Source organism: Sulfuricurvum sp. IAE1, assembly GCF_004347735.1.
Classification (GTDB): Bacteria; Campylobacterota; Campylobacteria; order Campylobacterales; family Sulfurimonadaceae; genus Sulfuricurvum.
The window spans coordinates 116,608-130,494 of record NZ_SLTI01000023.1 but is presented as its reverse complement, the minus strand read 5'-3'; the positions used below and the strand labels follow the sequence as shown (position 1 = coordinate 130,494).

Below are 13,887 nucleotides of genomic sequence, written 5' to 3'. Positions count from 1 at the left end.
GAGACCAAAAACATCGCTTCGACCGACTACTTCTTCGATATCGTCCGCTAAGGACGTCCTGCCCTCCTGCGGGCAGACCCTTCATTGGTTTTCGTCATTTCTCCGCATCCGCGGAGATCCCTTCTTCCGAAATTTTGATTTTTCGTTGATTTTTTCACCACTATAATTCGTGCATTATGATGCAAAGAGGTCCTATGCCGAGCAATACGTGGGTCGTGATTCTGGAATCGCTTTTTTTATTTGTATTGGTTATTATCTTTTTTATCAGACTGGTAAAGACGCTGCATAAATGAAAACGTTTATTTTTCCCTATCGTCATTATGTGATTGCTTTGATGTTTCTGTCGGTGACGGCCATCATAAGCATACTCTTCGGCGATGTATTGGGCCTTATCAATATCGCGCTGCTGTATCTGTTGCCGGTGCTGGTCATCGCATTGCGCGGAGATATGAAGGCAACGACGGTCGTAACGGTGGTTACCGTGATAACGTTCGATTTGCTCAACGTCCCCCCGCAGTTTAGTTTCAGTGTGCATGACCTGGTTCATGCATTGAGCTTTATCCTGTTTTTCGTGGTCGGATACACCATCACCTATCAGGCCAAGCGGATTGAGGCAAACGCGATACGGGAGATGTTCCTTGATACTTTGTCGCACGATTTGAAAACACCGCTTTCATCGTTGCTTGGGAACATTTCAATGCTGCTCAAAGACCACCCGATAGATCCGCAAATGCGCCGTAGCATGTTGCTTCAGATCAATGATTCCGGCCAGCGGATCAATCGCCTGGTGCTGAATCTGCTTGACAGTGCCCGGTTAAAGAATCGGAGCGGATTGCTGCGACTTGAATGGTGCGATTTCGAAGATATTATCGGTGTCGCCTTGCAGGAGTTCCGCTACCATCCCAAACAAGACCAGATTACGGTACGGATAGATCCCGATACGGGACTGTTTTGGGGAGATTGCGCCCTCTTGGTCCGCCTTATGGTCAATTTGATGGACAATGCCCTCAAATACACCGACGAGGGGAAACGTATCCAAATAACGGTAACGGGGGACAATTCGGCGATTACGCTTCTTTTTTTCAATGAATCCGCTCCGATCAAAAAAAGCGATTTGAAAAATCTGTTTGAACGGTTTTATCGTATCGACGACGGTGCCGATGTCGGCGGCAACGGGATAGGTTTGTCGATTTGCCGCGATATCGCGGCGATACATGGAGGGACGATCGATGCGCGCAATTGCACGGATGGGGTCTGCTTTGAAATTCGTCTTCCGATCCGAAAAGCGTCGAATCATCCCATGAGAGAGGCATTATGAGGGTCCATGAATTGGTGCTGATTATCGAAGACGATGAATCCATCTCCCAAATGCTGAGCCTGTCGCTTCGGCAACAGGGTTACAGAACGCTTGTCGCGATGGATATGCAAAGCGCACACCGCACGTTCCGTGCAAACCGCCCGGATCTGATATTACTTGATCTGGGGCTTCCCGACGGTGACGGCAAAACAATGATCCGGACGATACGTTCCGAAACGGCGGTTCCCATCATCGTCATTTCCGCACGTCATGTGGAAAAGGAGGTTATTGCTTCACTCGATGCAGGGGCGGATGATTATGTGTTCAAACCTTTTTCCCTGGATGAACTTGCCGCACGAATCCGCTCCGCCCAGCGTCGTTTCCTCGGATTGCAGCCTTCAGTGAATGTCATCGTTTGCGGGGATATTACCCTGGATATTGCCGAACACAGCCTCAGGAAAAACAGCGAATATCTTAAATTGACGCCGACGGAATATAATCTGTTAAAATATTTCATGCTTCATCTCAATCAGGTGCTTCCGTATACGCGCATACTTAAAGAAGTTTGGGGAGTCGGATATCAACACGAAATGCAGTATCTTCGGACGTATATCAATTCGTTACGCAAAAAAATTGAAACGGATGCGGCGCGTCCGGGTTACATACGGACGGAAATGGGCATCGGGTACCGTTTTATCTGCGACACGACAACTCCATAACGAAGGATGACACATACATACGCATGAACTCAAGCTTATCGTATACAGTTTTATCGGACTGATTCTTTTTGGCGCATTATTGCTGTTGATGCCGTTTGCCCATAACGGCGAACTCCGATTTATCGATGCGCTTTTTACCTCGACATCCGCCGTATGCGTTACGGGGCTTATCGTCAAAGACACCCCGATCGATTTTACGCCGGCAGGTCAGGCGGTCATTATGCTGCTGATCCAGATCGGGGGATTGGGATACATGACCGCCGTGACATTTTTGGCCGTGATGCGCCGTCAGAAAATCGGCCACCGTGACCGCCTGATACTGCAAGAGTCGCTCAATTATCCGGGAATGGACGGGTTGATACGGTTTTTAAAAATCGTTTTCGGGTCGATTTTCATCATCGAAGTGATCGGGATGTTCATCCTGACGCTTCGCTTCTGGGTTGACATGCCGCTGGAAAAAGCGGTGTGGTATGGGGCATTTCATGCCGTTTCGGCCTTCAATAACGCTGGTTTTTCACTTTTTAGCGACAACATGATGGGGTATCGCGGTGATTGGATCATCAACCTCACTATCCCCGGACTGATCATTCTCGGCGGGTTGGGTTACATCGTTTTGACCGAGCTTTACCATTTTCGGAAAAAAGAGATTCTACGTCTTTCCACCCATACAAAAATCGTTCTGGTGATGACGGTTATTCTGATCGTCATCGGAATGGGACTGCTGTTGTCATTGGAATGGAACAATGCATTCAAACCGCTTTCGTGGGATGAAAAACTGCTTGCCGCATGGTTTGCATCGGTCAACTACCGAACGGCGGGGTTCAATAGTATCGATCTATCGACACTAAGCGATGCGAACCTGTTTTTCTCGACGTTTTTCATGATGATCGGGGGAGCTCCCGGCGGGACGGCCGGAGGGATCAAAATCACCGCCGTCGCGCTGGCGCTGATCGGCGTCTGGTATACGCTTCGGGGAGATACCCACGTCCATATTTTTCGGCGTTCCGTTCCGGCCTATCAGATCCAGAAAGCGTATGCCATCATTTTTGTCGCATCGTTTTACGTCGTCGCTTCGACCGTGCTGCTGAGCGAAATCGAGCGGTTGCCGTTTTTGCGTACCCTGTTCGAAGCGTGTTCGGCATTCGGAACGGTAGGACTCTCCACCGGCAACGGCGGAGTTCTCAGCTACAGCGCATTATTCAGCGACTGGGGCAAAGCGAATATTATTTTACTGATGTTCATGGGGCGGATCGGGGTGTTCGCCTTTACGGTCGTCATTGTCGGAAAAGCGGTCGAGAGCCGTATCAAATATGCAGAAGGAAAGGTCATTATTTAATCATGGAAACATTTGCGGTCATCGGATTGGGAAAATTCGGATTTCATGTCGCCAAAGGGTTGGCACAGCAGGGGCTAAGTGTCATAGCCGTCGATCAGGACGAAGAACAGATCCGGGAGATCAACGAATTCGTCCAGGACGCTATAGTGCTCGATTCGACCGATATACGGGCACTGCGCGAAGCCGGGATCGGGAATGCCGACGTCGCTGTGGTGAGTATCGGCGAAAATATCGAAGCGAGCATCCTCACCGTTATGGCGCTGAAAGAACTGGGGGTCGAGACGGTCGTGGCCAAAGCGATTACGACGGTACACGGCCAGATCCTCTCCAAACTCGGCGCGGCCAAGGTGATCTATCCCGAAATGGAATCGGCGAAAAAGATCGTCAAAAAAATGGTGAAAAACATGCACTACGAAACGATCGACCTCTCGATTACGATGAAGATCGCCAAACTGACGGTCCCCTCGTTTTGGGTCGGTACGTCGGTATTGTCACCGGTTTTCGAAGAGGAATACGAAGTCAAGCCCATCGCCTACAAACACGGCGGAATCTGGTATACCTCCTTTGAACAAGACGACGTACTTGAAAAAGGGGATATCCTCGTCGTCCTCGGAAACAGCGCGCATATCGAAGCCCTAAGCAAAAAGATCTAAGGGTGTGAATAGTTATTATTTATAACTAAATAATATAATTCAGAGGATCGACAGTTTTTCGGAGTACGATGGTGTCATTAAAGGGGTTTGTATGACTCTGATGCGCAATATGACAGTCACTCGTCGTACCGTGTTTTGGCTATTGGCCATATCGACCGTATGGTTCGTCGTCTTGACGTTTGTCGTCCTCCAGGTCCGCGAGAGGGTCCGTCACGACGGTCTTATCGAAATCCGAAACGTCCTCCAACACAAAACCGAATCGATCGAGCGTTATGTCGGCGCACAGAAAACATCTCTCGACAATCTGGGCTATATCATCGACTTTGAATCACGTCACCACGCGGTCTTTAGCCGTTCGTTCTGGAAAGATCCTCCCGCCGAATGGAATACGATCGTTTCCGATTTTGCCCGTGAAAACGGTTTTTACGACGTTTTCATCATCTCGATACAGGGTGATATCCTTTACAGTGTGAAAGAAGAGAACGACCTTCATACCAACCTTTTCAGCGGCCCCTACCGCAACAGCGAACTTGCCGCCGTATTTAAAAACGCCCTGAGCAACGTCCTCCCTTACATCTCGGATTTCCGTTACTACCCTCCCAGCCGCGATTACGCCGCGTTTATGGCCAAACCGATTCTCAAAGGGGGGAAAGTGATCGGGGTGGCGGCGGTACAAATCGACAACCGTGCCATCCATGCCGTCATCAACGATTATCGCGAACTCGGTAAAACAGGTGAAGTGATCGCATCGGTATACCGCAACGGAGAGTGGATCGCTATGGCTCCGCTCCGCCACGGCGGGTACAAAGCGTATGGAAGAATGCATGAGCCATCATGTTTTCCGGCCGATGAAGTGCGAAAAGGGGAGAAGGGGGAACGATATGCCCTGAACGCTAAAGGATCCGGCGTCGCCGTTGCGTGGGACTATATCGAAGAGCTGCGGTGGATCGTTGCGGTCACGATCAACGAACAAGAACTCCTCAACGGCTGGTACAAGCTGATGACGTCGCTGATGGTTATTTTTTTTAACGGCGTGTTTCTGATCGGCTTTATGGTCGTGATGGCGTTCCGCTCGTTTTCCGGTCCTATCCAGGAATTGACGAATAAGGCCAAACAGCTCAGTGAAGGGGACTACGACATCGATATCAACGCCTCGAAATACGACTATGAATGGCAGATCCTCGTCGACGCTTTCAAACAGATGTCGCTGGAGATCAAACACAAGATTGCCCAGCTCAACGAGCTGAACCAAAGCCTCGAAGAGCGGATCCGCGCCAAAGCCCAAACCCTGCAGCAATACATCGACATCGTCGATAAATACGTCATCACCTCCCGCACCGACAAATACGGCATCATCACCTATGTTTCGGAAGCGTTTTGCCGGGTCAGCGGTTATACGAAAGAAGAGCTGATCGGTAAAAATCACCGCATCGTACGCCATCCCGATATGTCACCCGAACTGTTCGCTCAGTTGTGGACGACCATATCGGCGGGAAGGGTGTGGAAAGGGGAGATCAAAAACCGCAGGGCTGATGGGACCCACTACTGGGTCGATACGACCATCACACCTACCGTTGAGAACGGCGAAGTCGTCGGCTATACCGCCGTGCGGCACGATATTACCGACAAAAAAATGATCGAAGAGATGGCGGTCACCGATCCGATGACGGGACTCTACAACCGCCGCCATTACGTCAAAACGATACAAAAAGAGCTCAACCGCGCCAAACGCAGCCGTTATAGCCTCGCGCTCATGATGATCGACGTGGACAATTTCAAACTCTATAACGACACCTACGGCCACCAGGAAGGCGATGAGGTTCTCAGCCGCGTCGCCGAAATACTGAAAATGTATACGTCGCGGGGCGGAGAATGCGCGTTCCGACTCGGCGGCGAAGAGTTTGCGGTGCTCGTGGGCAGTATGGAGGAGGCCGAGTATTATGATCTGGCCGAGCGTATACGCAGGGACGTTGAAACGCTGCATATCGTGCACGAAAAAAATCCTCCCGCATCGTGCGTTACCATTTCGGTGGGAGTCGCCATGCGCGGTCCTGATTCGGCGATCACGTGCGAAGAACTTTACAAACACGCCGACGCGCAGCTGTACCGCTCGAAAGAGCAGGGGCGCAACCGGGTATCCGTGGGATCGGTGTAGAACGGCAAATGCAATCGGAGGGAAAAAGAGCGGGAGAACGGACATGGAACATCACGTTGTTATCGAAAAACTTTGCAGCTGCGCCAAAAAAGAGGGGCTCAGTCAGATCAGCACCTATGGCGACAAACCCTCGGCGCTCGAAGCCGCCCGGACACAGCTGTCTTACATGCAGGGTCGCTTTTGCGGAAAACACGAATTCGAACTCGTCGAAGTCGACAACCACTACGTGATCGGGATGGTAAGCGGCTGCGGTTGCGGCGCAGAGAGTTGATCGCCCCACTTGATTGTTGAATGCTCCCCCTGATAAAATTACACAATCGCAAAATTGTTCACGCGAATCGGAGCGGTTTTTACGATCGCGTGTTTTTTGCATGGGTCAGGCACATCAACGAGAAGGTTTACACTATTGAGTATTTATGCATTGCAGTCTCCCGCCGGCGGTTTTTTGGATGAGGATTTACGGCATTTCAACAAAACTTTCGACGACTGGTGTGTACAGTTCGATCATTACGACGATGCGAGGATGATCGCCGAGACGCTCGATAAAAACATGTATGCTGAAGTGGTGGAGATCACGCCGCTGAGTTATCCGAAGTATTTTTTCCCGAATCTGCAGGGAATTATCCATGCTACGCGCGAAGTGGACGGAAATATCGTCTGCATCGTCGAGCCCTTTACCGGTTCTTATTTTCGGATCGCGGTATGCAATCTGAAAACCAAAAGCGTCAAACTGACCCCGTCACGCTACAAAAGCACCATGAGCGTGGAAGGGGCCTTTGCCAATTTCAAAAGCAGGGATAGCGGCGGAGGCGGATAAAAATGGCTCTTCGGATGGGTAAATACGGGACATTACCTGTGCAAGAGGGGATCTGCAGAAGTCGAATCATCGGATGTTGAAGTTTTTTTTGCCATTATTAGGAGAGAGTATTTCCGAAGCAAGAGTTTTTTTTCAGCATGATGAGCCGATATTTTTTTCCGATAGCGATCTTGTTCGCTTTTTCCCTCAACGCCCAGATCGACAAAGACGAAATGGACAGACTCAAAGTCGACGCGCTGATCGTCAAGGATCTCAAATCCGATGCGATGGTCTATTCCAAAGAAGCGTTCAAAGAGGTCAAACCCGCCAGCCTGACCAAAATCATGACCGCTATACTGGCGCTTGAACAGGGGTATCTTTACCGCCCCGTCGTGATTACCGCCGAAATGATCCGGGTCGAACCGACCAAAGCGGGATACCGGGAAGGGGAAATGGTGGTCCTCGATGATCTCATCAAGGCGGCCATGATCGAGTCGGACAACGACGCGGCGATGGCGATCGCGGTCGCGGTGGGCGGAAGCGTCGAGAAATTTGTTGAAATGATGAACGCCAAAGCCTTGCAGCTTGGGATGAGCAACACCGTATTCACCAATCCGTGCGGCTACGACATCGGCAACCACCATTCGACTCCGATCGATCTGCTGCGGCTGGCCGAATACGCGATTCAGAATCCCCGTTTTAACGAAATCACCCGGATGAACCGGCACGAATATGCCGAGCTTATTTCAGGACGCCCCTTTGTCGCCAAGACACACAATCATCTCCTCAACCGCTATGAATACGCCGTAGGGGTCAAAACGGGCTACACTTCCAAAGCAGGGCCGTGCCTCATCGCCCGCGCACAAAAAGACGGGAAGGACTGTCTCATTATTATGCTCAATGCCAAAGAAAACCGCTGGAGCCTTGCCCGCCAGATTTTTGAAAAGCTCTTCGTTCGTCCCGAAGATCAGGTCTCGGACAAAGTATAAAGCCGGGACAGACGTTTCATCGCTTTTTTATTTGGTTTTGCAACATAAATTTGGTATAAATCCATAAAAAAATACTGTTTTGGCTCTTTAGATGAGCCGTGATTCAAGGAACCGACAATGATGCAGATTACCACTTCCCATCAAGCCCCGACACCTCTGGAAGCAAACAGTATCGCAGAATCTTCCATGCAGTCTAATCGTCCCGCGACCGAAGCGGTCATGGAGATGCTGGCTTCCGAACTGAAAAAAAACCGCGAGGAATCGTTGAGCAACATTTCATCGTTGGCGGCAGAGATGACGGGTAAGGGGATGAATCTTAACGTAATGGCGTGAGACCCCTCTTTTCGAGGGGAGTTTTATTCCACGCATCCGAACGTGAGGTTCGTGATACGGTATTCCTTATGGCCTTTCGGACGGATCCGAAACAATCTTTTGAGTAGACGGATCATCATGCGTACCTTTCATGCAAAGAAGAATCCTCTTTGACATCTAACAGCACATGCTCATGAATGAAAGTGAGCGTTTCACCGATCACTTCACCAAAGACCTTCGTATAGGCGGCAGCGGCCTCTTTGTGTGCGTCGCGAACGGCGGCGCACAGTTCCGAAGCACCGATGCCATGGAAACGGGATAAGTATGCCAGTTTACGCATGAGACTTTTATAAGCGTTCATGCGGGAACGTTCTTCTTCAGTTTTCTTTTGGCGTGATGCGATATCCGCATAGAGAAAATAGAGACGGAAAAAAAGGGTGATCGTTTCGGTTCGTTCAATCAGGCGGTTCATAGCCGTAGTGTAGAGTGAATCGTAGCTTGTAAACGATTATCTGGCAAATTGCCATATATGCTCCCGATTCGGGTGATTAGAGAAAAGGGAGCGCGCGGTAGAGCTTAAGCCCGATCGACTTTTTGACGGCCAGTCCCAGAGGATGACGGCGTGTGATTGCAAAAAGGGCGGTACGGTTGCGCAGGAGCAGGCGGAGCATCGAAGGGTTGAACCAGCGGTGAGGGAAGGTATCGTGCGCTTTTTTGAGACGAATCAAGGTCTCCCGGTCACTGTGCTCGAGGGTAGGAATGCGCAGGAGCTCGTTAATCACTTCGGAATTGGATGCATGCCCTTGAGCTTTTTTAGCGTGCTTACGGGCGATTTCATGGAAGAGCGAACACTTTTTGCGCCCGTTGCAGCTGAGGGTATTGGACGCGTGCTGGCGATATCCCACCAGCGGCTCGTCGACGTAGGCGATCCCTCCGGCCGATGCGGCGCAGGCCGCGATCCATGCATCGAAATGGATACGCGAAGGGAACGGAAACAGGTGAGGAAGCAGCGAACGGTGCAACAGCATCGCATGGGCGGAAACACAGTTGTCATAGACAAACGACAGGGGCGTCGAGGCCGCGATAAAGCGGTTGCGCAGTTTCTGGGAGAGGGTTTTCCCGATGCTCTTGCCTTGGGCATCGATCAAATACGAATCGCTGTAGACCAGCGACTTATTGCCGATGGCGTTAACGAGGGTTTCAAGTTTATGGGGCTCCCAGACATCGTCCTGATCGCACAGCGCGATGTATTCGCCCTGTGCTTTGGCAAGAGCCGATTCGAAATTACGGACATAGCCGAGATTTTCAGGATTTACGTGCAGCCTGATCGGCAGACGGGAGAGATAGCTCCGGACGATTTCGACCGTATCGTCGCTCGAACAGTCGTCCTGAACGATGATTTCCTCCGGCTGAAGGGTCTGAGCCGCAATCGATTCGAGCTGGGCACGGATATAGGATGCGCCGTTGTAGGAGGCAATGATAACGGATACAGTTTTATTAAATGTGTTTGACATGAATGTAATAATACTACCATTTAAGTCTATAGATCAAGGGGAATGGCGGACAGGGCTGAATTTGCGGTTTGAAGGCCGAAACGTTTACCTTTGGTAACTTGGCCGAGCCGAACCGGAAAACAAGAGCCGATGAAGCCGTTTTACCGCTTGTATACGGATTATTTCCTAGATTTGCTTGGAGCTTTCTAAAAGGGCTTCTTTTTGGGAACGGGTCATTTTTTTGATTGCTTTTTCACGCTTAAGCGCACTGCTTTTGTCAGAACAGGATTCATGGTAGGCAAGAAAGAGGGGACGACGCGAACGGGTGTATTTTGCCCCTTTGGGCGAACCGTTATGTTCGGCCAGACGTTTTTCGACGTCACGGGCGATGCCGGTATACAACGTACCGTCGTTGCAGCGGAGGATATAGACAAAGTAAAACGATTCTAACGATGAAGTCACAAGTAAAGTAATAAATAGAGGAAAAGGAGCTTTCCATCGCCCGGGGCGATGGAAATTTAGGCTTTTACGTCGACTTTCTGTCCGACGCCGGTTACGCCTGCGCCGCTGACATTTTGTCCGGCCATTTGAGCCTGTTCAGCCGACTTTTCGGCACTTTGCAACAATGTTGCTACACCGTTGCCTTCGATTTCCATAGATTTTTTCAGGGCGAACAGTTCAGTTCCGCTCATTGTATTGCCAGATACTGCATCCATTGTGAAGCCTTTCTAAATGGTATATTTTAAAATCGGCAGATGCCGAAAAAACTTTAATCGAGACCGAACAAATCAGTGCTCGAGTTTCAGCCCTTCGCCTTCCCATGCCCCGATTCCCCCTTCAAGGTTGACCGGTTTGAACCCGTTGCGCTGGAGGATGCGGGCCGCTGCGACGCTGCGCATGCCGCTTTGGCAGTAAACGACAATCGTTTTGTTTTTGAACGGTTCGAGTTTGGGAAGATTGGCTTCGAGGGAGCCCAGAGGAAGCGAAGAAGCCCCCGCAATCCGCTCCTGAGCAAACTCTTGGGGAGTCCGGACGTCGAGAAGGACGGTTCCGCCCTCTTTTTGTAAAAGCGCCTGGGCCTCTGCGGGGGATACCGATTCGAAATCGGCGAGTATCCATCCCCGCATGTAGGCGAAATACCCGATGACCCCCATCACTACGACCCATGATAAAAGATTCGTGATCCGTTTGAGCGCCATCGTCTGTTCTCTCTTTTCTGTTGTTGCGGGGGTATTGTAGGGGAAGAAGTTTAAAGTTTTCTATAGATGCCTGCGCTAGGACTCCTTTCAGGGCATTGATTTAAGCGAAACGTTACCGAATGGGACGTGACCAATACAGTTTTGCCGGATCGTACCCCAGCGCCGGAAGACGTTCCAGAATGGCACTTTTATCATTTTCGGACAATGAAGGAGTGCGGGCGAGAATCCACAGGTATTTGCGCTTCGGATCGCCGACGACGCTGTAACGGTAATCCGGGGCCAGCATAAGGACCCAGTAGTCGCCGTAAAACGGACGGAAAAACGTGACTTCGAGTTTGGAATTGGAACTTTCAGCAACCGGGTAGGCCCGACCGAGAGCTTCGGCCGTCTGTTTTCCCGAAGTATCGTAGCATCTGTTGGTGATGGAAACGTATTCGCCGTTGAGACGGTATTCGGCACTTGCCGATGCGCATCCCCGCTCGAAACGGTTTTCGTACCGGGCGATTTCAATCCATTCGCCGCTGTAGCGTTCCAGATCGACTGCCGCAACGGTGGGAAGGGGAGAGTTCGATGCAGCCGTGCAGCCGCCCAGCAACAAGACCCACGAGAGGGTAATCGGATAAAACAGTGTGCGCATGGCAAGCTCCTCTCAGTGCAGAAACGCGGTTTTGAAATGTTCGGGTTTGAGGTCGGTAATCCCGATTTCCGTAAAAAATTCAAGAATCGGGAGGGAGCGGAGGTGATCGGAGACGAAATACTCGTCGAAACACCCGATCGTCGATCGGAGAATATCGTCGCTGAGTGCGGAAGGGGCGGTTTGGGTATAGGCATAGTAGTCTTCCATCGCCTCTTCGGGAAAGGTCCGGATAAAGGCGATCGATTCCCGCACCGCCTGCAAAAAAGCGGAACATTCGGCTTTGTGCTGCTGATAAAAAGAGCGGTTGACGAATATATCCAGTGCGCTGAAGTTGGCGAACCCCGCGTTACGCGCGTCAAGATAGAGGACATCCAGTCCCGCATGAGCCGCTTCGATCCCTTCGAAATTGTAAAAATAGAGCCATGCGGCGTCGGCACCTTCTTGTAAATAACGGATGTGTTCGAAACCGTTGGGGACGAAGACGACCTGTTCGCGGTAAACGTTTACCCCGGCTTTGAGATAAAAACGGCGAATGATCTCATAGCCGATTGCGTCGGTGGTAGGGTTGGAGACGGGAGTCGTGACGGTGATCGTCTCCCCCTGAAGCAATTTTTCATACGACGAGGCTTTGAGCAAAACGCCCCCTTCTGTTTCGAAAAAGCGTCCCAGAGAGAGAAACCGGTGGTCGAACTGCTCGATCAGATGAAGCGGCTCATTGGTGGCAAGTTCGATGTTGCCTTCGAGCAGTTCGCTAAGCCCGTCGTAGTGCTCGGTCGGTTCGATGAGGACAAATTCGATCCCGCGGCGCTCGAAAAAGCCTCTGCGCATGGCGACGATGAAAGGGAGGTGGTCGGGGTTGAGGAACCATTCGATGGCAAGACGGAGTTTCATGGGGTCATTCCTTGGATGAGATGGGTGACATTGCGGGCTATGTGCCCTTTCCAGATTGCGCTGACGCAACTGATCATATCGGGGGAGTAAGCGGCGATGCGGCCGATATTCGAATCGTTTATACCTCCGATCGCGCAGATCGGAATCCCCAGGCTTTTACGGGCTTTGCTCAGAGTATCGATCGGGACGATCCCGGAACGGGGCTTGGTCGGGGAGAGAAAAAACGATCCGAAGGCGACGTAATCGGCAAGGGCCTCTTGAGCGGCGAGGGCACGTCGTATACTCCCGTAGCACGACACCCCGATGATACCTTCGGGAAAAATGGATCTGGCTTCATGAGGCGTTATGTCGTCTTTGCCGATGTGAAGGCCGTCCGCACCGATACGCCGGGCTAACTCGGGTCGGTCGTCGATAATGAAAATTGCCCCGTATCTCCGGCAAAGATTCTGAAGTCTGATGCATACCGCTTCGCAATCGGCATCAGAAGCGGTTTTGTTACGGTATTGAAGGATCTTGACTCCTGCCGCCAGTGCCTGTTCTGCCTGGGCTGGGAGGGTGGCATCGGGGGTGAGGATTTCATCGGTGATCGCATAGAGACCTTTAAGACGCATGCGGTGCTCCCGCTTTGTGGTTGATGGGCCCCGGACCGTGCCCGATGTGCGGAGCACGGCGGATCGCTTCGGTGATGAAGCGTTTGGCGCGCACGATCGATTCTTCGAGCGAATTCCCAAGAGCGAGCGACGCGGCAATGGCCGAAGCGTACGAACATCCGGTGCCGTGCAGGTCGGTCGAGGGGATCAGGTCGTCGGTAAAAATCCGTTTCGAGCGCCCAAAGTAGAGGAGGTCGGCACTGAGGTTGCCGACGACATGGTTTTTGATAAGAACCGGGGATGGATGGGCAATGAGGGCATCGAGCGAATCGCTCTCGCCGCTGAGGTATCCGAAAAGACGGTAGGCCTCATGGAGATTCGGGGTGGTCAGGGTCGCCATACGACTGAGTTCGCGCAACGAAGAGAGGGCATCGTCTTCGAGGAGGTTAGAACCCGCTTTGGAGACGCAGACGGGATCGAGGACGACGGGGATATCAAGGGTTTCGACGAACGCTGCGACTGTTTCGATGATCGGCGTTGAATGGAGCATCCCGATTTTAACCGCCGCAACGTCGAAATCGGCCGTAACGCTTCGGATCTGCTCGGCGACGAAGGAAGCCGGAAGGGGATGGATTTTTTGGACTCCGAGGGTATTTTGGGCGGTAAGCACGGTGATGGCCGATGCACCGAACACTCCGAACGCCTCAAAAGTTTTGAGATCGGCCTGGATCCCCGCGCCGCCGCTGCTGTCCGAACCGGCGATGGTGAGAACGACTTTCATACGCTTTTCCTTCCGTTTTGGGGGAATTTTAGAATATTC

General features: G+C 51.5%; 18 protein-coding genes. 9 read left to right on the top strand and 9 right to left on the bottom strand.

All coding sequences use genetic code 11. The annotated features are described in order from the left end of the window. Nucleotides 1-289: 289 nt before the first annotated feature. The 9 genes from E0765_RS04230 (at nucleotide 290) to E0765_RS04190 (ending at nucleotide 8,278) form a co-directional block, all read left to right on the top strand. Nucleotides 290-1,318 carry an ATP-binding protein gene (locus E0765_RS04230; RefSeq protein WP_132811971.1) on the top strand — a complete coding sequence of 343 codons (1,029 nt, stop codon included), beginning with the start codon at nucleotides 290-292 and terminating at the stop codon, nucleotides 1,316-1,318. Next, nucleotides 1,315-2,016: a response regulator gene (locus E0765_RS04225; protein ID WP_132811970.1), complete on the top strand. Its 702-nt coding sequence runs from the start codon at nucleotides 1,315-1,317 to the stop codon at nucleotides 2,014-2,016. The genes E0765_RS04230 and E0765_RS04225 overlap by 4 nt, the downstream gene beginning before the upstream one ends. Nucleotides 2,017-2,029: 13 nt before the next feature. Next, a complete protein-coding gene (locus E0765_RS04220; RefSeq protein ID WP_132811969.1) occupies nucleotides 2,030-3,352 on the top strand; it encodes a TrkH family potassium uptake protein in 1,323 nt (440 codons plus the stop codon). Between the two features lie 2 nt (nucleotides 3,353-3,354). After that, nucleotides 3,355-4,005: a TrkA family potassium uptake protein gene (locus tag E0765_RS04215; protein WP_132811968.1), complete on the top strand. Its 651-nt coding sequence runs from the start codon at nucleotides 3,355-3,357 to the stop codon at nucleotides 4,003-4,005. A 100-nt stretch (nucleotides 4,006-4,105) separates the two neighbouring features. Further along, the gene (locus E0765_RS04210; RefSeq protein ID WP_165921660.1) at nucleotides 4,106-6,160 is read left to right on the top strand and encodes a diguanylate cyclase; all 2,055 of its coding nucleotides are present in this window, start codon (nucleotides 4,106-4,108) and stop codon (nucleotides 6,158-6,160) included. Nucleotides 6,161-6,203: 43 nt separating this feature from the next. Beyond that, a complete protein-coding gene (locus E0765_RS04205; protein ID WP_132811966.1) occupies nucleotides 6,204-6,431 on the top strand; it encodes a hypothetical protein in 228 nt (75 codons plus the stop codon). 135 nt (nucleotides 6,432-6,566) lie between these two features. Then, nucleotides 6,567-6,977, top strand: a complete 411-nt coding sequence (locus E0765_RS04200; protein ID WP_132811965.1) for a hypothetical protein — start codon at nucleotides 6,567-6,569, stop codon at nucleotides 6,975-6,977. A 137-nt stretch (nucleotides 6,978-7,114) separates the two neighbouring features. Continuing rightward, on the top strand, nucleotides 7,115-7,945 hold the full coding sequence (locus E0765_RS04195; protein ID WP_255417849.1) for a D-alanyl-D-alanine carboxypeptidase family protein: 831 nt from the start codon (nucleotides 7,115-7,117) through the stop codon (nucleotides 7,943-7,945). Between the two features lie 117 nt (nucleotides 7,946-8,062). Then, entirely contained in the window at nucleotides 8,063-8,278 is a 216-nt protein-coding gene (locus E0765_RS04190; protein WP_132811964.1) for a hypothetical protein, read from the top strand. Between the two features lie 115 nt (nucleotides 8,279-8,393). On the opposite strand, the gene E0765_RS04185 is transcribed toward E0765_RS04190, so the two are convergent. The 9 genes from E0765_RS04185 to thiD all read right to left on the bottom strand — a co-directional run bounded on the left by E0765_RS04185 (nucleotide 8,394) and on the right by thiD (nucleotide 13,848). Next, nucleotides 8,394-8,729: a hypothetical protein gene (locus E0765_RS04185; protein WP_132811963.1), complete on the bottom strand. Its 336-nt coding sequence runs from the start codon at nucleotides 8,727-8,729 to the stop codon at nucleotides 8,394-8,396. A gap of 76 nt (nucleotides 8,730-8,805) precedes the next feature. After that, nucleotides 8,806-9,771, bottom strand: coding sequence for a glycosyltransferase family 2 protein (locus tag E0765_RS04180; RefSeq protein ID WP_132811962.1), 966 nt, complete (start codon nucleotides 9,769-9,771; stop codon nucleotides 8,806-8,808). Between the two features lie 165 nt (nucleotides 9,772-9,936). Further along, nucleotides 9,937-10,212 (bottom strand): GIY-YIG nuclease family protein, encoded by a 276-nt coding sequence (locus tag E0765_RS04175; RefSeq protein ID WP_132811961.1) that lies wholly within the window; start codon nucleotides 10,210-10,212, stop codon nucleotides 9,937-9,939. A 56-nt stretch (nucleotides 10,213-10,268) separates the two neighbouring features. After that, entirely contained in the window at nucleotides 10,269-10,466 is a 198-nt protein-coding gene (locus E0765_RS04170) for a hypothetical protein (protein WP_132811960.1), read from the bottom strand. 72 nt (nucleotides 10,467-10,538) lie between these two features. Continuing rightward, nucleotides 10,539-10,949 (bottom strand): rhodanese-like domain-containing protein, encoded by a 411-nt coding sequence (locus E0765_RS04165; RefSeq protein ID WP_132811959.1) that lies wholly within the window; start codon nucleotides 10,947-10,949, stop codon nucleotides 10,539-10,541. Between the two features lie 112 nt (nucleotides 10,950-11,061). Further along, nucleotides 11,062-11,586, bottom strand: coding sequence for a lipocalin family protein (locus tag E0765_RS04160; RefSeq protein WP_132811958.1), 525 nt, complete (start codon nucleotides 11,584-11,586; stop codon nucleotides 11,062-11,064). A 12-nt stretch (nucleotides 11,587-11,598) separates the two neighbouring features. Then, a complete protein-coding gene (locus E0765_RS04155; protein WP_132811957.1) occupies nucleotides 11,599-12,477 on the bottom strand; it encodes an ABC transporter substrate-binding protein in 879 nt (292 codons plus the stop codon). Beyond that, on the bottom strand, nucleotides 12,474-13,088 hold the full coding sequence (thiE, locus tag E0765_RS04150) for a thiamine phosphate synthase (RefSeq protein ID WP_132811956.1): 615 nt from the start codon (nucleotides 13,086-13,088) through the stop codon (nucleotides 12,474-12,476). Before thiE ends, E0765_RS04155 begins: the two co-directional genes overlap by 4 nt. Then, a complete protein-coding gene (gene thiD, locus E0765_RS04145) occupies nucleotides 13,078-13,848 on the bottom strand; it encodes a bifunctional hydroxymethylpyrimidine kinase/phosphomethylpyrimidine kinase (RefSeq protein WP_132811955.1) in 771 nt (256 codons plus the stop codon). Before thiD ends, thiE begins: the two co-directional genes overlap by 11 nt. Nucleotides 13,849-13,887 lie beyond the last annotated feature (39 nt).